The sequence below is a fragment of the Sporosarcina sp. P2 genome, assembly GCF_002743255.1.
In the GTDB taxonomy this organism is placed as follows: domain Bacteria; phylum Bacillota; class Bacilli; order Bacillales_A; family Planococcaceae; genus Sporosarcina.
On sequence record NZ_PDYY01000006.1, the window covers coordinates 65,880 to 90,758 of the forward strand.

Genomic DNA, 24,879 nt, shown 5'->3' on the forward strand with positions numbered 1-24,879 from the left:
TTCCCCATTGTTAGAAGTAAAACTGCATGATATAGGAGAAGGAATGACGGAAGCCGAGATTCTTCACTATCTTGTGAAACCCGGTGACTCCGTTGTGGCGGATCAAGCCCTTGTGGAAGTACAAACAGATAAAATGGTGGCGGAATTACCGTCTCCCGCAACGGGAATTGTAAAAGAACTATTAATCGATACTGCCTCGACGGTTGGTGTAGGCACGACGATCTTACTGATTGAAGTAGAAAACGGTTCCGGACGGGCCGAGGAAGCCACTGCCGCTAAGACTGCCCCCGCTGAAACAAAGAAAATCGATGTCACAACCTTTAAAGGCCCTCACCGGATCATGGCAGCTCCGTACACACGGAAAATCGCCAGAGAAAATGGCGTGGACATTACACGGGTCAGCGGAACGGGTCCTGCAGGTCGTATTTTAGAAGAGGACGTGTACCGCTTCATGGAAGAAGGAAACAACCAAATTTCCGCTGTGTTGGAAACTGCAGCAACAGATACTTTGCAATCCACTCCTGCTGCTATAGCAACACCAGCAGTAGCGGAGTCGATACCTTTCACAGGCATTCGCAAGCAAATCGCTAAGAAAATGACACAATCACTGACGACGATTCCGCATGTTACACATTTCGAGGAAATCGATATGACGAACCTCCTTGCGCTGCGCGAGGAACTAAAAGCTGAAGGTGCCTCTATTTCCGCAGTGGCATTTTTCATCAAGGCATTGGTCGTAGCATTGAAAGACTTCCCTGTTTTCAACGCGAAGCTGGATGAAGAAAATGGAGTCATCATTCTCGAAAAAGAATATCATATCGGACTTGCTGTCGATTCAACACTCGGACTGATTGTGCCCGTTTTGAAAAATGCTCACAAGAAAACATTGCTAGAAGTCAACACTGAAATGAAAGAACTGAATGAAAAAGCACGGCTCGGTACATTGTCAGGTAACGAAATGCGCGGTGGCACCATGACCATCACGAACGTCGGACCACTCGGAAGTACGGGAGCGACACCAATTATTAACCATCCTGAAACAGCGATTATCGCATTCCATAAAACGAAGAAATGCGCAGTGGTCACGGATGATGATGAAATTGTCATCCGATCGATGATGAATATCTCCATGTCATTTGACCACCGAGTCGCGGATGGCGCTACGGCAGTAGCCTTTACAAACCGCTTTGCAGAATTGATTGAAAATCCTAAAAAGCTTTGGCTGGAGTTGATATAATGGGTGGTTGGTGAAATCATCCAAGTAGTAACGAATCACTGTACCCCGGTTCACGTTAACCGGGTTTTTTCATGTCTAATTTCAATTATTTCAAAAATAAAAATCTTTCCCGTTTTTACCGGAAAAGATTTTTTGGAATCGTCAACACTAGTTCACCTTACTTAGCCAAGATCATGACAGAGGAAACGACGTCTCCAACTTTCTTATCGTTTTGAAAAAGACTAGCCACTACATACACCATCTTGCGTCCGAGCCGTTCTACACGCGCTTCCACTTCCACCGTTCCTGTCAACACGGGCCGGTGAAACGTCGTATGAATATCTACAGAAGCAAACGTCTGATCTTCGGCTATTTTGGAAGCAACCGCATAAGCCATCATAATATCTGCCGCAGATGTTAGAAAACCACCCATCGACACGCCGTTTCCATTCATGAACTTCTTATCCACTGTCCAAATGCCACGGGCCAGTCCATCCTCTGCTGACAGTACGTCTAGCTGCAATGTCAAATCACAATTGGGAGGCGTTGCTTCCCCCTTTACTACTTTCATCAAATCTACTGTTTTCAGCTCTGCCATCCGCTCATCCACTCCATTACTTTGTTTTACTATCTGATACACCAGGGGGAAATGCAACCTGAGGATAATAGGCTTCCAAACAACTACCGCGATACATAACCCGCTATTAGCTCAGTCATCTAGGACGATCTTAAGCAAGGATGCAACACACTTCGGTCAGCTATATATCGCAAGTCTAGACTTTAGTAAGTATGCCGTTACTGATCCCCATACTCCCGATAATACCGCTCTACCCCCTCGATCAGACGCTCCGTGCGCATCGCTGTATACTGTTCAAACGAAGGGTCTTCGTTCTCTTTAACGAGCGACCATAACGACCAAAGAAAGTCAGTCTTTAACTTTTGCAGATCAAGCGACTCTTTCGAGGAAGCTGGCAAACCGTAATAATCGAGTAACACTTGCTCTTGCTGCTCACTTAACTCCCGTTCCAAAATAAACGCCGCCAAATCCCATTCTGGCAAATAATTTGCACTGTACTCCCAGTCAATCAACAGCACTTGCTTGGCATCATTCTGAATAAAATTACCCGTCACCGAATCCATATGACACGGCGCATACTCTTGCCGCTCCCCTTGCGTCAACTTCCGCAAACGCTCCTCCAACAACACGTACAGCGAAGGAATTTCCGTTAACGAATGTTTATACTTCTCTACCTCGTCCCAATAATTAAAACGATTCTTAAATTCCCTATTCGACGAATGAAGCGTAGCCAACACACCCGCCACTTTCTCCAAATACTCCGGTGTCACAATCAAATCTCGCGTCAAGTCAGCCGTCGCATCATAATACGGAGTCATTTTAATACCGTCATCGGTAAACACCACATTACCGACCGTCACCCCAATTTCAGCCGCAATTTGCTGGTTTGATTTTTCATTTTGGCGGTTAATAATATCTTCAAACTCATGCGCTGGAAAACGTAAAACGTATTTTTGTCCTTTGTGCGCAACGAGGAAGTTCAGATTGGTAAGACCGCCTAGTCTTTTGATGTATGTAAGTTCTTCGATTAAAAACACTTTTTTGCACCTCGGTTTTCTGTACTATCGTACTTATTGTTCTCCTAATATATTTCTGAATTAAAATTAATTATATCAGGACCAACTGTACAATCAAGTAACTATCAGAATAGGCCGATTTTTAATTTAGTGCTTGTTTTTTCATCGCTTCTTTTTTGTGTTTTAGATGAGTAAAATTTTCAAATATGCAGAGCCGATATACATTGTCATTTCGGTTCACAGCGTCCTGTGTTGATTCTCTTTGCTTATTACCACTCACTTGTCATATAGAGTATTTTTCTAAAAAGGATACAGGTATTTGATAATTCTTTTGGAGATTGATTGTATGTGACTGGATTTTGTATTGCTTTTCTGTTTTGTCATTCAAGTAATTTATAATGAAATGTGCAACATCGAGATTCTTCTCGACAATGTTTTACTCTTTATATTTAAAGATTCTTTAAGTTCTGTAGTTATTGGCCTGGCGGGTTTGGGCAAGTGCACTTGCTCAAAATCGTCATGTCCATCTGTCGACTTTAGGCAGACTACTTGTGACTATTGGGCAGGTCCTTGACTCACATTGGGTGGGTTAATTCTAATGTAGTTGAGTAGGGGTTTTTTATAGACTTCGAAGAGTGATTGGGTCATAAAAAATACTTTTAAGAGTCAATGCACCAGTATTTCATCACTTTTCGAACCAGTTAAACTTCAAACAGATTCCCCTCACTCATTATTTTGTTATTCGCTCACCTTTTTTTAGATTCTTTTCAACATAGTGTATTATCGTCGTATAGTGGTTACCTGCGGGTAACTTAGTAGTGATTTTGCATTAAAAGAGTAATTCTTTAGCCTCCGATATAGTGTAGGAAAATTGCTTACTCTTTAGGATGCTTTCAACAATTAGTTTTTCTCCTATATTAATTTCTTTAAAGATTATAAGAGTAGCTAAAGCTTTTAATAAATAGATTGAACAATATTTTTGATCATCGCTTTCAAGAATATTGGTTTTTGTACCTAGATCATAATGTGTAAGATAATTACGCGTATCTACTAACTGTTGAACAAATTTCCCTCTCTTTTTACTATTTCCTATTAGGACTTTCTGTGTGTCTGTTTCCAAACTTCCTAATAGTTCTCTAAGTCTCTTATTCAATGAATACTCATTCCCGTGAGCAAGCATACCTTCCAACTTTTTATAAAATACCTCTGAAAAATTCCCCTCTGCTTCTTTCAGAAGTTTCTCCTTGTAAGAGTGGAACTGACTCTCATCCATAAGCTTTCCATCAAACTTTTTTCGGTGATAAATTTCAAGAATTTGAATTGCATTTAAAAATCTCGTCTCAAGGTACGCATCAATATAAAAATCACTCATATGAAGATCTATTATAGTCTTTAGATTCTCTTGTTTTTCAAACCAAGCGTTAAAAATATTATTAAAATCAGCTTCTATATCTTGATATTTTATTGTTGAATCCATATAATGAAACTTTTTTAATTTACTCGATCTATCTTGTATAAAAAAGTAAGAAATCTTATCCCTATAAGTAGCATCTTCAATTTGCCTCTCTTCTACACTATAGAAAAATAAGTTATTAATCTGTATGGGTAATCCAATAAACAAGGTATACAAATTACATGTACTATTCATATTCCCTTTATACCATTCCAAGTTTTTACTTTCGTCTGGGATAAGCTTGAATCCTCCTTTATGCACCCAATGTAAATCTTCGTGAAAATTTCCTGCTAGGTCTTCAGAATATGTTTCTTCAATCGAAGTCTCGATACAATCAACATAAGTAGTAAATAAGTGTTTCTTATTAAATTCAATACTTGAAAGGTGACCTGAAGTACCTTCACTGTCAAAATTTGTTTTATAAAGATAATTTGATTTCCACGTTGAGAAATAAGTTGGATACATGGCCATAGAGTGGAATTTAATTTCTTTTAAGTTATCAAAAATCCCTCCCACCAAAAATGATTGAATACTATACGTTACTGTATTAAAACCTGGACTACTAATTTCAAAGTTTGTTAAGTAGCAATCCATTAATGTGAATTGCTCACCTACATCGGAGAACCCTAAAATATTTTCTAAGAAATCAATCTTTCCAAAACTGCCGATAAGTTCTAACCTTATGTTATTTGGAGTGAAAAATAATATCCCCGAAACTTTTTCTTTGTTAGTAGCTGTCCACCAGTATCCTTTAATTTCGAAACTATCAAACATATTCTTCTTCATTGCTTTCGTTTTCACCATTTTACCCCACTCCTATCTAAATAATTGATACCATATCATTTTTAGAATTGAGTACCTGCGCACCATACTTTTACGATTGCTGTAATAATTATATTTAAGGTACCAGATTCTCACACAAATACAGCTCAATTCAGAACTGTTTATAAGTTGTGTCGGGAACTGGCATCTTCTTTTATTAAACTTATAGCGGAGACTTGTTCGTTATTAAAAAGGCATGTTACTGAATGCTTGAACAACTTTGTCGATTTGAGTGGCCAAATAGGAAGCATCCTCTACAACTGGTCTAATTTTGCTTAATGACTCTCTTGCTCTTCGGATTACAGATGGTTTTGGTTGATTTCCAGATTCAATTAAATTTGTTGCTTCTTCCACGAAATCAATAGCATCCTCTTTATCAGCAGCATTTTCAATTTTTGTATCTTTTAAAATGGCAATGAGTTCCTTTGCAAGTGATAAAAGTTCTTCATTGCTATTTTGGCTGTTATTTTGTTGATTAGCTTGAATGTTACCTGTTTCTGAAAAATTTAGTTGTCCTACGTTGCCTTGTATCAAAACTCTAGCATTTGGTTTTTCGTCAATTCCCAATTCAATCGCCTTCTCTTCTAAATAATCTGTAATGTGATTGACTAGTAGTTTTACTACTTCTCTGTTAAATTCACGAATACTATCGGCAATCTTTGCTCCTTTGTATGACGCATATGACCTTGAAACTGTGTCATATCTATCAAAGTTCTCTGTAATGTACTTTAATAGCTGATAGATAAACGCTATTTCTTCATTCACTTCTAAAGGGATGTTGAACTTTTCATTAAATCTCCGAGACTGAATGATCTCCTTTATGTCAAAGTTTACCGCATTGTTTTTTTTTATGAAGTCAAAAAGGATTGGCTCATAATTTATATACTTAATAAACCTTTTCGCTAATCTCATTGCTTCATATGTATCTTGAGCATTTAGTAAATCGCCAGCAATTCTCCTGAATTGCCTAGACAGTACTTTAAATTCCTTTACATCGATGATTTTTTCCAATTAATTCACCCCGCAATAAGGACAAAATGGTGTTATTGTCTTGGACAATAGTGAGAGTTTTGCCGTTCTATGACAACATAAAAACTCGATTTGCTCTAAGTCATCAATTTCAAACAATACCCTAGGTTGTTTAATTGCTAAAGGTTTTCCTCTCTTGAAAGTGAGGTTTTTGTTTTTCCTAGTACTTCGTTCAAAATCTTTAAATAAATCATTTAACATTTCCGTTGCTTCGTTCATAACAAGTGTCTCCGCATGTTCTATAATATCAGCAGTATAGTATGACAAAACAGGACTTGGAATCCCGCAGTTCGAACAAAACAACTCAATTACGTCATCAGCTTGAACTTCTTGCGTGTGCAATTTAAAATCTTCGCCACATAACGAACACTTAAAAGAGCTAAAACCTTCAATATCGCTCTGCTTAGAAATAACAAAGTTCTTGCTCATTTTCACACCCCATAATTTACATCATATTTCCATTTAGCTTATTATAATACAAGATTCAGGTTAGTGCATCTTATGATGTACAAGTATATTACTATCGGAATAGGTATTAATTTGTTTCAGGTACCACTTTCCTTTACACCATTATTTGATAATTTCCCGATTCTACCCGAATATCAAGGAAGGTACCAGGTCTTCACACAAGTCTGAAACAATTCTGAATTAAACTAGAGTTGTGTGTGGACCTGGTACCAACCACTAAGTGTGCAAGGCGGTTTACTTCAACAACCCCAAAACCCCTTCTCTACGCTGCTTATCATGCCCAGCTAGCGTCTGCCCCACCTGCGTCAACATCTGTAACTTCGTACTATTCATCAATTCCTTCGCGATATCCACGTCTTCAATCCTGCTCAGCGCTGCCGTCATGCTTTCTTCTCCAACCCGTAAATTTGAAGCGATATGTTTCAGGCTGTTTTCTGCAGCTCCGATATTCCCCAGTTCGCCCAGTATGAAATTCATAGAACGGTCGGTGATCTCAAGTCCTTTTGCTGCATGCTCTGCTGTGCGCACACAAACGGCACTTATGTCGACAAGCATGTTATCGAATGACGCGATATTGAGTACTTGATGATTGCCTGCGTTGCCACCAGTCTGGAAGGTGTAGGAATTGTCAGCGTAGTGGATTCCCTGTCTGATCTGATAGTCAGCGCTAATTGTGTTTCTGCCGGCCGTCAGTGTGACCTCGCTGTTGGTCAGGGTAATTCTACTACCGCTGATTTCGTATTGATCGGGTGTAAGTGCTTGTCCGTTCAGGCGGATTTCCTGAGAGTCTGGCACGACTTCAGCATCCGGTAGCGCGCTGCCTGTTTCATGATCGCAGTACGCTGTGTCGTCTGTGAGTAACGGATTTACGAGCAGTTCCATACTGAGTGGTTCGGTATAGAGTACTTCCATTTCGTATTTAACTTTGCCGAACACTGCATCCGGCCGTGCGTCGCCTACGAGACTAACTACTCCGTTTTCAAACAGATAGCCGTGACCATTTTCGTCAACAGCCGGTGGAATTTCGATGCCCCCTATCGAAACCCTGTGAACTGATGATCCCTCCGGTACTGCAGCGCTCAATGAAGATTCTGGCACCGAATAGACACGGAAGGATCCCGCTGTGTCATCTGCCGTAGGGCGATAGCTACCGTGAAGTGATACAAGGTTTGTTTCGGAATTGATGGTATAGCCATTCTCTGCGTCATATGGTATTTCCTGAATACCTTTGAATACTTTCAACCCTTTTACATTGCCGTCTCCCTCCACTCCATAAGAAGAAGCACCCGCACCGAGTGGAATATCATAAGAATTATTGTATAGGTTGACTGGGCCTGACTCGGTCACGAACGTCACGGAAATCCTCGGCAGTAGCAGTGATGAATCATTCGCGTCCGGGCGGCTGTCACCGTATATTTCTACCGCATTCGTCTGTTTGTTATAGTAGAAGCCGTCCTGTTTTGTCTCATCGTAGGCTATTGTTCTACCAGCGATCGTGACGTTCAACGTCGAAGGAAAACCTGGACTGTCAGGATTATATAGTTCGGGTTTGGCGTTCAGTGGGATTTCCAGTTTTTCATCGTGTTTCACTGGATCTTCGAGCACAGTTACCATACGGACAAAGTATTCGTCTCCAACATTCGGACGGCTGTTGCCGAACAGCTCAATCGTATTTGTAATCGCATTATACTGAAAGCCGTTAGTGGCGGAGTATGTTATTTCCTTTTCTCCACGGAACACACGTATGGAATTCGGTGCGTTGGCATCTCCGAGATTAAACACGTCCGGCTTCGTTGATCCAAGCGGAATTCCATATACATCTTTGCTGGTACTGCTGCTGCTGTGGTCCGTAATATACTCATAGAGAACGCTCTCACTGGCTGATACATCCGGCCGGCTGTTGCCATAAATGCTAATACGGCGGGTTGCAGAGTCATACGTGTAGCCGTCTGTCATCGATACGTCATAAGCAAGCTTCCGTCCACCTACATAAAGTTCCAATGACTTTGGCAGCGATGGATCGGCAGTATTCAGATTGTATGTATCAATTTCAGCCGGCAAGACGTACGTTTGAACACTGCGGTCGCCGTCACTATCAGGAACATATGTAATACTGACCGATTCATTATAGGCGGGACGTAAATCACCGTAAAACTCCGCTTTTCCCTTTACTTTGTCTATGTATACACCCGTCGTGTTTTCCGGATCAGCTGGCCGCTCCGCTAAATAATGCTCCCTCGCAACCGTGCCCTTCCCGTCTATTTGAATTCTCAAAGACATCGGTCCTGGTTCGCTGTTCACATTATACAACTGCGCCTGCGAAGGTATCGTCTCCTAATGAAATGCCGCACCGCTTCCTCTTATGAATTGGAATGTATAGTAATCCTGCGCATCGTCTTCACTATTCGGATCAAATCCGATCTTTGCATGTTCATGTAAAGTAATCTGGCTGCCGTTAACCGTATAATAACCATTCTCCGGTCTTGTACCTGTTCCATCCCAGTATGTCAGCTGCTGCGGACCGCTATCTGTCACTTTATGCAAGACAAGCGAAGCATCTACTTCATTCATCCGGTAAAGATCTGGTGTGCCGCCAAGAGAGACCGTGTTGTTTACAGGGGGCAGATTCAGTTTGTCCGTGTTCGGAATCATGGAAACCGGGGCACTGACCGAACCATTTTGTGTATTGATCACCACTTTGGAAATGTTACCGTCTGAATCGGAAAATGCAAATGACAATTTCCCCTCTGAATCTGCTGAAGGCGCAAAATTATATCCATGAAGACCGTCTGCTGTATTATAATTCGAATAGGATCGCACTGCGGTCCAGTCGCTTCCCGACCGTTTCTGCAACTGTAGACTGGAATTGAACATTTCCAGCCGATAATCCCCCGCTTCTTTGCGAGTATCCGCTGCAACAGTATCAGCATCTATTCTTGGATCGGCACTGCCGTCTGCAGGCACACTGTACTGCTGTCCATCCCGCGTCGATTGAAACACAATAGTCTCACCGTCCGCTGACCACCTGGGCATTTGATCCATCACAGTCGTCGCTTTTCCACTGGCAGGCGGATAAGATGCAGTTACTTCCTCCACTATGCGCGAATTTGATCCGACTTTGGCTTGTTTTGTATACGAACTCGGCTCTATTTTTGCAGTATTACTTCCGGATACCGCATTTCCACCGGCCGGCACTGTCAGGGCTGAACGATCCACCGTCACGTAGCGGTCTGCAAAAACATACTCGCCCGATACTGTATTCGTCAGCAATTTATGTGTATTAAACTCCGTATTATGTACAATATCCCGTAAATTCTTCTTCAATTCATCGATCTCATTCTGAACAATAAGTGTATCTGCCGAATTGGGATCAGACTGTACATCCGTATTCGTTCCGTTCATGGCCTGAATCGTCAGTTCACGAATCCGCTGCACCACATCTGTCAGCTCTTGCATCGCTGCATCTGCCGTCTGTACTAGCGACTGCGCATCCTGCACATTCTGCAAGGCCTGACGAGATCCACGCTGTAGTGCCCGCAACTTTTCACTGATTGCAAGACCCGAAGCATCCACCGCTGCAGACGTAATCCGCTTCCCGCTCGACAGCTTCCCCAATCGATTTCTCCAAGCGCTCATTCGCCTGATTCATATTTCGCTGTAAACCAAACGATCCGTTTTTGATGAGCATCATATATAGTCCTCCGCGCATTTGATATGTTTATTATTTCTTAGTATGTATTTGGATATATAGGATTGATATAGGTATTATATCGGTTGTAAATGGAGATTTTTTACTGTTAACAGGATTTTCTTAGGAGGCTAATTAAAGTAGTGGTCTACTGAAGATAGAAGAAGTTCAAATATGCACGTTTATAATGTTGCTAGTTATCGAAACTACAAAATCTACTTTACACATGATTATATTTAGCAAATCAGATATAACAAGAACAAATATTCGTAAGGCGGTGTAGTGCAATGGATCAACAGTTTAATTTCTATACTCGGATTTGTGGGAAATTACTCGGAGATGGTTGCATGACAAAACAAGGAAATAGAAAGCCAAGGTTTCAATTCATGCACCGAACAGAAGATTTCGGGTCGGCACAGTACTGTTATGAACGCTTGCAAGAATTCCTGCCCCTCTCGCCGCCAACCTACTCAAAAGTCGTCGATACACGTCTAATTAAACAATACTCGGAAAGATATATAGTACAATCGAGAACGCATCTAACCATCACCAATCTATACGCAACTTGGTATCCACAAAGAAAAAAAGTCATTCCATTCGATTTCCTTAAATCTTATTTAAATGAGGAAGCATTATCCTGGTGGTACCAAGACGACGGTCATGTGAAAATAGTTAATGGAACCATGAACAAAATTATACTTTCTACCGACAGCTTTACTGCATTGGAAAATGAACAACTGATTCAACTGCTGTTCAAGAAGTTCAAACTGCGCTTTTCAGTAGATGGACAAAACCGACTCATACTCTATAATCAGTTCCAAATCATCTACTTTCTCAAACTGGTTTCTCCATGGCTGAGCCCTGCGATGAAATGAAACGCAAGGCTGCTATCATGCTGCCATTAAAACCTATCGCCAAGAGAACAACTGTATACCTGCCACCCACGATCAACTTACGGAAGCCGACTGCTGAAATCAATGACAAACTAGTTAGGCTTCATTCACTTTTGTGCGAAGAGAAAAAATCAGTCTGTCTTCACACGATATTTAAAGAGTTTGAGCAACTATTGTCTGTTGAGGACATGACGAGAGTTGGATATCAAATTGTTATTCAAGAGTCTCATCGTGATTTGTTGGCTAGGGTTCGTCAGCAGACTGGGTTGTCTGTTAGCTTGTTAGTGAGTTATTGTTTTATCGCTTAAGTTTGCAAATCTTTTCTATCTTTCTTCATTCAAGTCCAGCCTTATTTCAAAAAACGTAAAGATATCTTAGATTCGTTCTTAAGTTATAGCTTGTTTTAACGCACAGACAACAAATTCAACATCCACTTCAGTCATCTCAGGAAATACAGGCAATGTTAATGCACGCTCATACAATTCTTCTGCGACAGGACATTGACCCTTTTCATACCCTAAATCACGATAGTAAGGATGCCAGTACACAGGAATATAATGCACATGTACGCCTATATTTGCATTACGCATTTCATCAAAAACTTGCCTTCTGGATTTACAAACAATCTGTTCATCCAATTGAATCATATACAAATGCCATCCTGATTCTGTATCTTCTAATTGCTTCGGTAGGATAATTCCTGAAATATTCGCTAGCTTTTCATTGTAAAGTCCAGCAATTTCACGTCTGCGTTCGACAAATTGATTCAACTTGTTCAATTGTGATAAACCAAGTGCAGCCTGTATATCATTCATCCGGTAATTAAAGCCTAGTTCAGTCATTTCATAATACCAGTCCCCCTGTTCCATCGAGTAGGGTGTTTTACTAATTCCATGACTTCTAAATAATTTCAGCTTTTCATAATACACTTCAGAATTTGTTGTGATGATACCACCTTCACCTGTTGTAATCGGTTTAACTGGGTGGAAGCTAAACATCGTCATCTGGGCTTGTGATCCTACCCTACAGCCTTTATAAGAGGCACCTAGTGAATGCGCTCCATCTTCAATAATCACTAATTCATTCTCTTCGGCTATATCCATGAATAGATCCAACTCTACAGGCTGACCTGTAAAATCTACTGGCATAATGGCTTTTGTTTTAGACGTGATTTTTTTGCGAACTTCATGCGGATCCAAATTATATGTGTTCTCATCTATATCAGCAAAGATCGGCGTTCCACCACAGTAGAGCACTGCATTGGATGTAGCAGCAAACGTAATCGGGGTCGTAATAACCTCATCACCCTCACCAATACCAGCCGCATAGCAAGCTCCGTGTAATGCAGCTGTACCATTTGCAAACGCAACTGCATATTTGGCACCAACATAATTAGCTACTGCATGTTCGAATTCCTCTACTCTCGGCCCTTGTGTTAAAAAAGGCGACTGTAATGTTTCCACTACAGCCGCAATGTCCATTTCATCTACTGATTGTTTACCATAGGATAAGAAGTTCTCTCGCTTTTTCATAACAGCAACTCCCAACTAAGTGGTGTGCCTTTCACAACATCCACTTTAATCGTTTTCCCTACTACCAAATCCAAATACTTTGGGGCTAAACCATGGCCTGGTCGAATAATACGCACATTATCAGTAGTCAACACATCACCCGCTCGCAAATCTTCCCCAATATACAACGAACGTCGATGTTCCAATGAAGGCACTTCTGCATCTGTAGGCCCATATTGTATCTTCCCCATACTTTGCCAAGCGCGTTCAGACTCTTCTACAAGCAACTTTAACTCATGCGGCTCCATCGAAAACGCTGCATCTACGCCACCGTCTTCACGTGATGTAGTGAAATGCTTTTCAATAACAGAAGCCCCTAACGCAACTGCGGCAATCGATGTTCCTACGCCCATCGTATGATCCGATAAACCAACCTCTGTTCTGAATAACTGTTGCAGATGTGGAATCGTCAGCAAATTCGAGTTTGCAGGTGTCGCAGGATACGTACTCGTACATTTCAATAAAATCAATTGTTCATTGCCTTGTGAGCTAACAGCTTGAACCATTTCATCCAGCTCCGCCACACTCGCCATGCCTGTTGAAACAATGATTGGCTTCCCTGTTGCGGCTACTTTTCGTATCAATGGCAAATCGACGTTTTCGAAAGAAGCAATCTTATAGGCTGGCACATCCAACGTCTCTAGGAAATCAACTGCTATCTCATCAAAAGGAGAACTGAATCCTAGAATGCCATGTTCTTTACAACGAGCAAAAATGGCTTCATGCCACCCCCACGGGGTATACGCTTCCTGATACAAACTATACAGCGATTGACCCTTCCATAAATTCGTATCGCTCTCGATGAAGAACTCACCTGTATGTATATCGAGTGTCATCGTGTCGGGTGTGTACGTTTGCAACTTCACCGCATCCACTCCTGCTTCAGCCGCCAAATCCACAAGATGCAACGCACGTTCCAATGATTGATTATGATTTCCAGACATCTCCGCGATAATGAACGGTTTTGCCTGTACTCCAATTTCACGACCTGCTATATGTATCATTCCATCAACTCCAGTATATAATCTATCCACGGATTCAGTCGTGAACTTTCCGTCAACTTTATTCCTCGCTTGCTCATACGCTTCCACTCATACTGTTTCACACGCAATGATTGAATAAGTTCTTTATATGTATCGACCGTCACTTCTTCATGCCAACCAAGATTCCACACTGCACCAAGACCGGCAGCTGTCTCCGTCGCAATTAATTGATTATCTGCCACAACCGTACTTGACGAAGGCAAACCAACATAACACCGCTCCCATGTCGTACTTCCGCCGGCACCAATAGAAAAATCGGCCTTTCCCATCAAACTAGCTAGATAATCAATCTGACAATGAAATGCATAGCCGGCATCTGCACACATCACTTCAATCTCCTGCTTCCTTACATTCGATGCTCCTACTACAACATCTACTTTACTGAACTTTGAACCAACCAAAGCATCCAGCACTTTCATCGTCTCATTCGTCGGATCACTGCCCCCCATGAAAATCAGTAAATTTCCCACTTGTCCATCACGTACTCTAATACTTTGTCTTTCACGTATAAATTCCTCGCGCATGATCAAATACGTAGATCCAAGCACTCTCTGACAATGGTCAGGAACAAGTGAATCATAACGGCTTTCAAAATTAGGTACCATATTTTGATCAATCAACACATCACAATCGTGGCGGCGATTCGCCAAATCATCAATGACTACAATCTTCTTCACTTCGGCACGAATCGATCGTTCCCACGCTTCATCTATCCCATAATGGTCAATAATACAAACATCTGCCGGCTGGATTTTTTGCACAACCAAGAATCCTTTAGCTTTCACAAACTCTATCAAATTTCCTGGCAATTGCCCCATCATAAACGTTACTTCGCACCCATGATCCCGTAATAACTCCGCAACCGTCAAACAACGCATCACGTGTCCAATACCCATAGCAACCGACGCATCCGTTCGAATCAATACGCTCTTCATTCGTCCACCGGCTTCTGTTCGATATGTGCATTTAACGTAGCTACTTCTGGATGATCCAATAAAAACTGAACCACATCCACACTCGACACTAACTCATCAGTAAAATACTCCGCAACTGCTACACAAAGTGCATAGTCTTCTTTTGTATCGAGTGTAATTCGCAACTCTGGATGTAAACGATCGCTAGGCACTGTATACTCCGCGAACTGAAATTCCTCTGCGTGCTCATAGGCATAATATGTCACATGCTCTCGATGACGCGGCTCTTGTCCAATCTCATGAATCTGCAAAAGTGCATCATACGAAATCATTTCCACGGCTAATCCTCTAGGCATAGTACCTGCTAAACGCATCACATCTTTTCGTTGCTCAGCCATCGATGCAACTACACAACTTGCTAACTCGTAATCTACAAATGGACAATCAGCCGTCACGCGCATAACATAATCTGGTGTATACGCACGTGCGCATTGTACGTAACGATCCAATACATCCTCTTCAGAACCACGCAAACACGTGATAGTATGCTCTTGACACCAGGCCTCCACTGCATCATCTTGCGGTAAAGTGGAAGTTGCAACAATGACTTCATCCACTCCTTGAATCTTCTTGCAACGTGAGGTCACATATGTAAGCACATCCGTCGATCCTAGTGGTTTTAAAATCTTCCCAGGCAATCGCGTAGATCCCATGCGCGCTTGGATGATGATTATAGTTTTCATAAAAACATCCCTTTCACTTCTGGCCATATTTCTTCTAGTTTAGATGGTAATTCATTTAGCAAGGATATACGGTGATCGGCCTCGTATTCAATAGGCATCTCAATGTCTTTATGTTGGCCAGTCATTATTCGAATGGTTTGAAATCCAAAAGGTTTAATCCCCACAAAATCTTTGATCGGATTATCTCCTATATATACTACATCATCAGACTCCACTGATTCTTTTTTCAATAAATCTAGAAAGCAATACGGAGAAGGTTTAGCGTTTTCTATGCCATAACAATGAGTAATATAGCAATGTTCCATACGATCATATAAATCAAGAACTTGCGCTTTATTATGTTGAACAACTTTATCACCATCCGTCACAAGGTATAGAGTAAAGTTTTTAAGTTGTTCTAAGCAGTTGATAGTTTCTTGTGGCAAGAATATATTAGGTATATGTTGACGATAAATCGTTACACAATTTTTAACTAACAAGGCTGAGTAATTATTAAACTCCTTGAGTACATCATCAAAAATGGTACCCCTTCCAGTGGTATGAAGACGGTTCCACATCCAGGTAAACAAAACTTCTTGTTCTTCACTTAACTGATCGGATAAGAAAGAAGCGACTTCTAAGAAGCCACTTCGAACATAGGTATATTCATCGTATAAAGTATCATCCATGTCAAACACAATTATTTTCAAAATATCAGATCCTTTGGATAACGGATTTGTGTGAGTTCTTTATTAGCTCGAATAAATGGATATTTCTCTAAAGACTCACCTTGCGCCTCTAACAAAAACCAATAAAAACTATCTAGACCAGCTTCAATACTTAAAGTAGATGCACCGCCAAATCGTGGATTGCATTCAATAATATGTGGATTTCCATTCGAATCTACGATTATTTGAAACATGACATGACCATATAACCCCAAAACTTCAGCTAACCCCATTGCAAGTGATTCTAGTTCTTTATACTGAATGGTTTTAGTAATTTGCGATTCACCGTTTACAACAAGTACACGTTCTCTTACAATTGCACCTTTACTTTTACCAAATGTATCTACATACACATCTATGCTATATTCTGTCCCAACAATATATGGTTGAAAAATAGGTTGTCTCAACTGCTTTGCAACCCTTATCGCTTCAACACTTGTTACATTTAAATGTAAGTTAAGTGAACCTGTGCCAAAACGATCTTTAACAACGTAAAATCCAGTATCTTTTTCATCAATACACAATCTCGTTTTAATTACTGGATATTTTTTCTCGATCAGGAAATTATAAAACTCAAGTTTGTCTTGTGTTCGGTTTAAACCGTCCAATTCAGAAACCATTACATAGATATTATTCATCTTTAGATATTCTTTGCGTTCAGAAAAATAAGTTAATTCACCTTCGCGACTGGGAAAAATTACTTTTATATTGTGCTCTTTACAATACTTGATGAGTTCTTGTATATGTAGGTTTTCTAAAAGCGGCATTTTCCAAAAAGCATCTGAAAAGTAACGACCAATGCAATCCGCAAATGTATCGCCAACGTAAACCTTGAAATTCGACTTATCCCTTGTTGCAGCATCTTTCACTTTCTCAATTAAAGGAACTTTCTTGGAAATGCTAGTGACTAATACATTCACAACAGTCTTCCTTTCTATACTTTTAAAAATGGAGAAAGATATGTTAATAGCTCTTCTCTTAATTCTCTCTTGGTAAAATAAAGTGCGTCAGACTCTAAAAGGTTTTTTTGGGCATCAAGATAATCTGCTTTAATATAAATTGCTTTAGTGAAGTTCTCTATTGCTGCCTGTTCATTTTTTAATAGTCTATAAGTACAACCTAAATTATTAAAAGCTTCAGCTCTTTTATTATCAAGCTCAACAGTTTCAATAAAAAAAATTAACGCAATTTCTAATTCCTTTTTAATAAAGGCTATATTACCTAAATAAAAACTTAATAAAGGTTGCTTCACTTTTTTATTTAAATTCATTAATATTTCTTCGGCATAATCTAATTCGTCAATTTTGATCATAATTTTTGCGAATAATAATTCCCTCGCCACATGTTCATAAGTTGTCCCTTCAAGTATACGTTCGATATATTTGATTCCAAGATTTTGTATAATTTTTTTCTCAGAATTCTGTTGTGCTTCAATATTGTTTGATAAGTTGCTTGCATGCCTGCGACATATATATTCATGACCACACACGTATTCCAAGTTAAAGTTCTGTGCTACGCGTAGTGTAAAATCATAGTCTTCAGAGTGGATAATTTCAGGATTATACATAACGATATTAAAACAATGGCGCCTCAACATCATACTTGCAGGAGCAGGTATTAATTGACGGAAAATCATATTGGCCAACAAATTTTCTTTCGTAGAAAATTTCCCAATTGCCTTCATAAAATTAATATATGCACCTTCAGAATTAATAATTTTAACATCATTATAAACTACGTCAATATTTGGGTTATTTTTGAAAACTTCAATTTGATGTTTAATTTTATTTTTCTCATATAGATCATCTGCATCCAAAAAAGCAATATACCGCCCTTTAGATTTTCCTATACCTAAGTTTCGTGCAACAGAGGGTCCTTGATTTTTTTGATGATAAATAAAAGTTTCCATTCCAGGTGGCGTATTAAGTAATGATTGTTGAATTATTTCGGCCGACTTATCAGTAGACCCATCGTTAATAACTATTAATTCAATACGAGTGTACGTTTGCTGAAAAACACTATGAATAGCTTCTTCAACATACTTCTCCGAATTATATACTGGCATTATAACTGAAACTAAAGGCACCGTATAATTCTCCTATCCCAATAAATTTATATCATTATTATTCTTTGCTGAGGAATGTCCTGTTTTACAAGCATATCTGTAAAATGGGAAGTTGCACTCCTTGTAGCAATGATATAATTACTGCAAGGATTCAATTCATTTCTCATAAATTTTTCTTCATTTAGAATGGGGATTCCATTCCAATTTGATTCTTTTATAAAATTATCAATAATAAAATCAATAGTCACTCCATATTTCTGCAATAATAATACTAGGCTTCTACCGTATTCTCCTCCACCACATATTACAATATTTTGAACCTTGTTTTTTAACAAGTTCATGAGTACCTTTCGTTTGTTAACTTTCAACTTTTTTCTAGATGTCTCACATCCATTACTTAGTGATTCTTGAATGTTCTCCATCATCTTCAAAGGCTGTCCAACGTTAGAAAATAGTTGTCTCTGAAGAAATTCAATCTTTTCAATATATGTTGTATCATTTAATACATTGTTAATATCTTGTTTACAAGATATTAAATCATTCAATGAAATAACTTTTAAAATTGCTCTTACTATACTTTCCAATCCACTACTTATTTCTGAGTGTTTTTGATTGTTTAATAGGGCTACCGGAACCCCAGCCAATACACCATCAAAAATTGCTCCGCTATAATCACTTATTAATATATCAGTGTACGGAATTAATGAAAAAATATCTATGCGTTCATTACAATAAAATATTTTGAATTCCTTTACTAACTGAACAAAATCTTGTCTCTCTTCCAACTTCAATAAATGATGCGCCTTAATAATTAGATTATAGCTTTTACTTAACCTAAGGAAATAAGGCGCAATACTGTCATGACTACTTAACTCTCCCCAAGTGGGTGCAAAGAGTATAGTTGGCTTTGATGAATTTATGTAATAAGAAATATTCCTACCACATGAATCTATAAGCACTTCTTCTTTTTTTTCAGTTGGCATATAACGTGGATTGCCAACCGAAATACAATTGTAATTAGATAAATTACGTTGCGCATAAGGACCATAACCTAATATTAAATCATAATTCTCATTCCAATCAGCATAATTCCAATTATCCTTTGCATATCCATACATTACCCTAACCATCTGGATTTGTACTGAGTACAATTCAAAAGAAGGTCTCCAATAAGGACTGATTAAAAGGTCAATCCAAAAATTATTACTAATTACTTCATCCTCTTGAACAAGAGTAAATCCTTGCTTTTCAATGAAAGTTGTTATTTCATTTTCCACCGATTTAACGTCAAAAACAGGTGTGATGAAAATAAAGTCATTTTGGGAATTAAATTTCACTATATTTTCGTATAGATAAAAATGAAATATTGTCGAACAAAATAAACCAATCTTCTTCAAATTTTACTATCCTACTTTCCTAAATCTTTCTTAATCTTAGTGGAGGAAATATTTTTTGTTCTAGGTAAGTAGACCACATCACAATAATTTCTCAAAAAGTCGAATTCACCTTTCCAGTCGTCTCCTATCACAAAAACATCAATTTCTTCACTAATCACATCTTTACTTTTTTGTTCCCAACTTATTTCTGGAATTACTTTGTCGACATAACGGATTGCTTCAAGAATATACTTTCTTTTTTCATAGCTATGATAGGCATGTTTATGCTTGATCTCATTAAATTCATCGGTTGAAAGAGCCACTGTCAAGTGGTCTCCTAAAGCTTTTGCTCGTTTCAATAAGCGGATATGTCCTTCATGCAATAAATCGAACGTACCGTACGTTATAATTTTCCTCATATATTCACCTTATTTTATAGTTCATTTCTCTAATGAAAAAATCTCAACATTCTTGCCTATTTTTTTTGTTTTTGTAAGGATGTTATTCTTAATTTCTTCTACAAAAGAGAAAGAACCTACTACAAATTTAGTTTCTTCTCTTTCCAACACCTCATCTAAACTAATAATCTCTATATCATTTAGCACCAAACCATGAAGCAATTTATTACCGTCAACAAAACAATTGATTTTAATGTCAAAAAGCCTTAATAAAGATGCGACTACCCTGCCAGCCTCACCTGCTCCATATATACAAACAGAGGTTGGATTTTCATCTAATACTTGCTGCACTAATTTTATTGAGTTTCTGTAATTGGCCCCTGCAATACTCAATCTATTTTCATTGAGTTTCTTTTTTAATAAATATTGAGGATCTTTTAACGTTATTAAGCCGTTTAACCAATATACGTCTTCAGGTTGTTCAACAACTTCAGTTAGTTCTCTAATTGAATACCTAGATAATTCTTCATTAGAGATAAATTGATATCGATTCTTCTCAAGAAATCCATTTTTATGAAATAAGCTACCCAATTCTTTCGCTTCTAATAAGGTTGGTAATTCAAATACTCTATTAACTATTTTAAGTAATTCTAAAGGATGATTTATATTTTGGTGTACTAATGTTTTTTTCATCTTAAATTGTTCTAAAGTCAATGTTTGAAAAAAAAGAATTCCTTCTTGAATGACATCTTTTTTTGCAATAGCAGTCTCACTGTCATATTTCTCCTCAAATACAGGATATACTTCATTTCTATTTTTCTTATAGGTCACAGTACTAAGGACATTATTATGAATAATTGTTTCGATCATATGACAGTATTTATATACGGACTGAATGACAGTTTCTGAGTCTCTGTTTTCCTGTTGAATAAAGCTATTAAATTTTATTCCTTTAGATAAATTGATTGCGACTCGATTAATCGCTATTGCTAAAAAGTGGATTGCTTCATAATTATAATAGCCACTTTGTCTTAATAAAAACTCTAAGTTACTTGCAGAGCTACCTTGATATCCTATATCTAAAGTAGAAAAGTTCTCAAGATCAAAGTTTTCTTTTAAATATTTTAAAAGTATTTCTTTTCTTTGCGAGATATTACTTTTAATTTGTTTGATCTGAGCTTCATCAAATAAAAAGTCTTTTAACATTTGAATTTCTTTATCTGATAAAGATGCTATTTTTTTCTTTGTAAGTTCACCTACAGGATTACCCTTAGGTAAACTTAGCTCAAACTGTTCAAATAAACTATCTAATAGGAAGTTCCGTCTTTCAAATAAAAGCTTCTCTAAGAACTCCTGATTAAAATTCTCTATACCTGCCAAAAAAGTCGAAACTCTAGAGACATACATTTTTTTAAAACTGATATGACTCTTTCGCGCTTTCAAAGCCTTTTGTAACATCTTCTCAAAGAAGACCGCCTCACTCATGAAAGGATACAAGTTCTTGATTTTTAATTCTTCTAAAGTATCCAACACCCATTCTGTGAAAAAGGTTAAGAAAGGTCCAAGAATTGTAGCTCCAAAAACAAAATGAAAACGTTCTTCTTCTGGTAAATGTGCAATTAAGTTAGCTGCTTGTTTTCTTAGTGTATATAACTCAGAGGCATTATTCTCATAAAAAAAAACATTCTCATATTCTATTCCTTTTGCATAAGGATTATCATGAATATTATAATGGAAGGCGTTTATACCGAATTTCTTTGCATTTAGATAATCAGATGTATAGTTATCACCTATGTGAAATATCTTATGGTATGGAACTCCATACCTCTTTGATAGATGTTCGTATAAATTACTTTGTGCTTTGCTTTTATTACAAACACACGAAACTTCAATAGCTTCAATCAGCTCAAGATCAAATCCACATTCCACAAGTATCTCTTTTAATTCCGAATCATTTAAATACATATCGGAAGTTAAAATAACTTTTTTGTTATTATTTTTCAAGTAACTTATTAAAGAATAAATGCTATAGTTTAAATAGGTGAATTTTCTCTCTAGTTCAAGTTCTAGTTCTAATATTTTCGTGCTATCTCCTATGTTTTTATGTAAACCGCTGTAAACCTCATGAATTGTATACTCGCCATTTTTATTTTCCATGTTATTTTTTTTAGCGTTTTTCTGTGTCATAGTTCGAATGTGACTAAATTGTATTGGACTAATGCCTTTTCTAAGATATCCGCGATTAATAGCTTCTTTACCAACCTTCAAGAATAAATCTTTAGGTTCCTTAACAGCACGAAATAATAATGTGTCAAAAATATCAAAGCTATACAGTTCACAATTTTCTAAGTCTACCTCTATCTTTGATAAGGCAATATCTTTTTTCCATAGTCCACTAATCAAGGTTATCTATCCCTTCATGTGTTAAAGAATCCAAATATTTATCAATTGCATTCCAAGCCCTAAAACTTGATTTATTATCAGGTTGTTCAAAAACAATATTTCTTATTAGCTGTCTTTGTTTTACAAATTGATCTTCGCCATTCAATATTCTCGATATCTCTTTACTTAATTCTGCAAGTGATAAAACTGTTTTTCCAGGCGTGAAATAATTATAAGGTTCCATTAAAAATCCTTTGTTTTGTCTGTATTCTTTTAGATCTGTTGGAGTAAAAATAATAGGCATATCTAATAATAGCGTATCGAAGAAAATAGAGGAGTAGTCTGTAATTAATAACTTTGAAGCCGATATTAACTCGTATAAATGGACATTCTCTTCTAACAATTTATCTTCTGGTAATAGGAAAATTTGATTATGTTCGAATAACTCTAAATCTTTATAGAACTTATATTCATATGGATGTAGCTTTACAATTAGAAATAAATTATTTTTTTCCACCATTTCTATAACTTTACTACTGTGCTCGTTTTCAAATCCGAATAATGTGTTCCATTCCCTCTGTGCATCAACACGCTTTTTATTTTTCCCTTTTCGCCAAGTTGGCAAATAAAATACTATATTGAATCTATTTAATTTTTTATTTTTAGTTACTAATTGGAGTTTTTGTAAATTATTTTCTTCAAACAATAAATCATTACGTGGCATTCCAGTAATCTTATACTTACTAATATTTGTAGGAAAAGCGCTATTAAAAAAAGTTGTATACAATTGTGAATACGACAACACTAACTGTGTGTTTTTTGTACTAGTTTCTACATAATTCAAAAAATTACTGTTTACATTTAAGCTATCCATAACTCCTATTCTTTTAAGAGGGAATCCGTGCCACATTTCAATATTGATATGATTTCCATCATATATTCCTTCGAATAACGATGAACAAATTACATCATTATTCGACAAATCTTTTTGATTTTCACTATTTATTAAAGATATTTCATATTTTTCTTTAATAAATTCAGGAGCATTCTTGAATAATGCATATCCATTACTGTTAGAGTTGTTATAATTGGTGATGCCTATTTTAAACTTTTTGTTTTCTGTTTTATGTGTAAAAATTTCCCTTTTCACTATTTCATATTCTGATTTAATACTTTTAAAATGATTATTAATATCACATGGTATTATTTTATCAAAGGAAACACCAATTTCTATTAACTGCTCAAATATTTCTTTAGAAAATTGACTTGCGATAAATATATAATCATATTTAAAATCATTTACCTTCTCGGGAGGATAAACTATTGCACCTCTAAATTCTGTAAAATGCTTAGTGCTATCATTATCCAGAAAACCCAAAATACTGATCTTTTTACTTTCGATACTTTCAATAAAAGTTTGTGCACTATTTCCTGTACCAAAAACTAATACTTCCATGTATATATCCTTCCTCCTTTGAACAAGTCATTTAGTAATAATTATACTTCCATGATAGTCACTGACAGGAACATAGCTAACATTATATTTCTCCGCAAATTCTCTAACTGCTACTTTTACTCCACTATAGAAATCGAAATTATAATCATGTACTATAATGTATCCGCCCTTTGATAAGCGTTCATAAAAATAACAAAGCCCCTCGTATGTTGGTTTATATAAATCTACATCTATACTTACAAATGAAAACCTTTCATTCTTTAACCCTTCAGTTGTATCTGGAAAGTACCCCTTTTTCACAACTATTCTTTCCTTATTTGTTACCTTATTAATAACTATATCTATACTTGTATCATCAAGATGACCTGTTTTCGCTATAGAAAGTTTTCTTTTCCCTTCTAAATACACATCTTTTTCGGAAAAGCCTTCAAAAGTATCGAATAAATAGAATTTTTTATAAGGAAACAACTTACTAATTAATTTAGAAAAGTCACCCCTGTAAACTCCTAGTTCTGCAATCTCTCCAGGTATGTCTCTTTCTAAAATCTCCTTAGACAATAACTCCACTGTTGAGATACGAACATAATCAATTCCTTTTAATAAGTAATCAGGATAATCATAAAGCAATTTATTCCTATCAATACTTTTTCCTTGCATAGTAGTTATTGCATAATCCTGAAAGTATTTACTAAAGTATTCTTCCTTAACTATACTAGCTATTTTATTTTGTTTGTGAGTTTCTTGGATTAATCCTTTTGCCTTTCTAATTTTGGGTAATATTATAGGATTCAATACTTTATTATTATCAATTCCTAGTGATATTAATTGTTTGGTCATTTCAGCATAGAAAGTTTTACTTCCAAGTAATATATAATCAAAATCTATAGCTGATATACTATCTGGTTTCATTATAGTAACTCCTCGCAAAGTGGAACCTTGCTTTGACGTATCATTATCCAAATAACATACAATATCAATTTTAGTAAAATCAATAATCTCTTCTAAAATTTCACTTCCAATACTTGTTCCAAAAATAATAACTTTAAGTTTCTTCATTTGTAC

At 37.3% G+C, this 24,879-nt stretch carries 22 protein-coding genes; 3 read left to right on the forward strand and 19 right to left on the reverse strand.

The genetic code is table 11. The annotated features are described in order from the left end of the window. Positions 1-7 precede the first annotated feature (7 nt). Positions 8-1,237, forward strand: a complete 1,230-nt coding sequence (locus CSV67_RS08090) for a dihydrolipoamide acetyltransferase family protein (protein WP_199173156.1) — start codon at positions 8-10, stop codon at positions 1,235-1,237. A 157-nt stretch (positions 1,238-1,394) separates the two neighbouring features. On the opposite strand, the gene CSV67_RS08095 is transcribed toward CSV67_RS08090, so the two are convergent. The 7 genes from CSV67_RS08095 to CSV67_RS08125 form a co-directional block, all read right to left on the reverse strand. After that, the gene (locus tag CSV67_RS08095) at positions 1,395-1,814 is read right to left on the reverse strand and encodes a PaaI family thioesterase (protein WP_099631092.1); all 420 of its coding nucleotides are present in this window, start codon (positions 1,812-1,814) and stop codon (positions 1,395-1,397) included. A 197-nt stretch (positions 1,815-2,011) separates the two neighbouring features. Then, positions 2,012-2,830: a choline kinase family protein gene (locus CSV67_RS08100; protein ID WP_099631093.1), complete on the reverse strand. Its 819-nt coding sequence runs from the start codon at positions 2,828-2,830 to the stop codon at positions 2,012-2,014. 808 nt (positions 2,831-3,638) lie between these two features. Beyond that, positions 3,639-5,066, reverse strand: coding sequence for an ApeA N-terminal domain 1-containing protein (locus CSV67_RS08105; protein ID WP_099631094.1), 1,428 nt, complete (start codon positions 5,064-5,066; stop codon positions 3,639-3,641). Between the two features lie 204 nt (positions 5,067-5,270). Beyond that, the gene (locus CSV67_RS08110) at positions 5,271-6,095 is read right to left on the reverse strand and encodes a hypothetical protein (RefSeq protein ID WP_233192579.1); all 825 of its coding nucleotides are present in this window, start codon (positions 6,093-6,095) and stop codon (positions 5,271-5,273) included. Further along, positions 6,096-6,542, reverse strand: a complete 447-nt coding sequence (locus tag CSV67_RS08115) for a hypothetical protein (protein WP_099631095.1) — start codon at positions 6,540-6,542, stop codon at positions 6,096-6,098. A gap of 273 nt (positions 6,543-6,815) precedes the next feature. Further along, positions 6,816-8,882 carry a flagellin gene (locus tag CSV67_RS08120; protein ID WP_099631096.1) on the reverse strand — a complete coding sequence of 689 codons (2,067 nt, stop codon included), beginning with the start codon at positions 8,880-8,882 and terminating at the stop codon, positions 6,816-6,818. A 33-nt stretch (positions 8,883-8,915) separates the two neighbouring features. Continuing rightward, on the reverse strand, positions 8,916-10,217 hold the full coding sequence (locus CSV67_RS08125; protein WP_099631097.1) for a flagellin: 1,302 nt from the start codon (positions 10,215-10,217) through the stop codon (positions 8,916-8,918). 339 nt (positions 10,218-10,556) lie between these two features. On the opposite strand from CSV67_RS08125, the gene CSV67_RS08130 reads away from it, so the two are divergent. Together CSV67_RS08130 and CSV67_RS08135 are read left to right on the forward strand one after the other, a co-directional pair. Further along, entirely contained in the window at positions 10,557-11,144 is a 588-nt protein-coding gene (locus tag CSV67_RS08130) for a hypothetical protein (RefSeq protein WP_099631098.1), read from the forward strand. 17 nt (positions 11,145-11,161) lie between these two features. Further along, positions 11,162-11,470 carry a hypothetical protein gene (locus CSV67_RS08135; protein WP_158232902.1) on the forward strand — a complete coding sequence of 103 codons (309 nt, stop codon included), beginning with the start codon at positions 11,162-11,164 and terminating at the stop codon, positions 11,468-11,470. Between the two features lie 78 nt (positions 11,471-11,548). Here CSV67_RS08135 and pseC read toward each other — a convergent pair whose 3' ends face one another. From pseC to CSV67_RS08195, 12 genes are read right to left on the reverse strand one after another with little or no spacing between them, the layout of a single operon-like run. Continuing rightward, positions 11,549-12,694, reverse strand: a complete 1,146-nt coding sequence (pseC, locus tag CSV67_RS08140) for a UDP-4-amino-4,6-dideoxy-N-acetyl-beta-L-altrosamine transaminase (protein ID WP_099631100.1) — start codon at positions 12,692-12,694, stop codon at positions 11,549-11,551. Then, entirely contained in the window at positions 12,691-13,737 is a 1,047-nt protein-coding gene (gene pseI, locus CSV67_RS08145) for a pseudaminic acid synthase (protein WP_099631101.1), read from the reverse strand. The genes pseC and pseI overlap by 4 nt, the downstream gene beginning before the upstream one ends. Further along, positions 13,734-14,711 (reverse strand): UDP-2,4-diacetamido-2,4,6-trideoxy-beta-L-altropyranose hydrolase, encoded by a 978-nt coding sequence (gene pseG, locus CSV67_RS08150; protein ID WP_099631102.1) that lies wholly within the window; start codon positions 14,709-14,711, stop codon positions 13,734-13,736. Before pseG ends, pseI begins: the two co-directional genes overlap by 4 nt. Further along, positions 14,708-15,433, reverse strand: coding sequence for a cytidylyltransferase domain-containing protein (locus CSV67_RS08155; protein WP_099631103.1), 726 nt, complete (start codon positions 15,431-15,433; stop codon positions 14,708-14,710). The genes pseG and CSV67_RS08155 overlap by 4 nt, the downstream gene beginning before the upstream one ends. Next, entirely contained in the window at positions 15,430-16,110 is a 681-nt protein-coding gene (locus tag CSV67_RS08160) for an HAD family hydrolase (RefSeq protein ID WP_369803166.1), read from the reverse strand. The genes CSV67_RS08155 and CSV67_RS08160 overlap by 4 nt, the downstream gene beginning before the upstream one ends. An 8-nt stretch (positions 16,111-16,118) precedes the next feature. Further along, complete coding sequence (locus CSV67_RS08165) at positions 16,119-17,060, reverse strand: ATP-grasp domain-containing protein (RefSeq protein WP_099631105.1); 942 nt, start codon at positions 17,058-17,060, stop codon at positions 16,119-16,121. A 14-nt stretch (positions 17,061-17,074) separates the two neighbouring features. Then, entirely contained in the window at positions 17,075-18,226 is a 1,152-nt protein-coding gene (locus CSV67_RS08170) for a glycosyltransferase (RefSeq protein WP_099631106.1), read from the reverse strand. Positions 18,227-18,252: 26 nt separating this feature from the next. Next, positions 18,253-19,602: a CDP-glycerol glycerophosphotransferase family protein gene (locus tag CSV67_RS08175; RefSeq protein ID WP_099631107.1), complete on the reverse strand. Its 1,350-nt coding sequence runs from the start codon at positions 19,600-19,602 to the stop codon at positions 18,253-18,255. 11 nt (positions 19,603-19,613) lie between these two features. Next, positions 19,614-20,000 carry a glycerol-3-phosphate cytidylyltransferase gene (gene tagD / locus CSV67_RS08180; protein ID WP_099631108.1) on the reverse strand — a complete coding sequence of 129 codons (387 nt, stop codon included), beginning with the start codon at positions 19,998-20,000 and terminating at the stop codon, positions 19,614-19,616. A 21-nt stretch (positions 20,001-20,021) separates the two neighbouring features. After that, positions 20,022-22,382, reverse strand: a complete 2,361-nt coding sequence (locus CSV67_RS08185) for an HAD hydrolase-like protein (protein WP_099631109.1) — start codon at positions 22,380-22,382, stop codon at positions 20,022-20,024. Beyond that, positions 22,375-23,817, reverse strand: a complete 1,443-nt coding sequence (locus tag CSV67_RS08190) for a CDP-glycerol glycerophosphotransferase family protein (protein WP_099631110.1) — start codon at positions 23,815-23,817, stop codon at positions 22,375-22,377. The genes CSV67_RS08185 and CSV67_RS08190 overlap by 8 nt, the downstream gene beginning before the upstream one ends. Before the next feature lie 27 nt (positions 23,818-23,844). Next, complete coding sequence (locus CSV67_RS08195) at positions 23,845-24,873, reverse strand: TylF/MycF/NovP-related O-methyltransferase (protein WP_099631111.1); 1,029 nt, start codon at positions 24,871-24,873, stop codon at positions 23,845-23,847. Between the last annotated feature and the right edge of the window lie 6 nt (positions 24,874-24,879).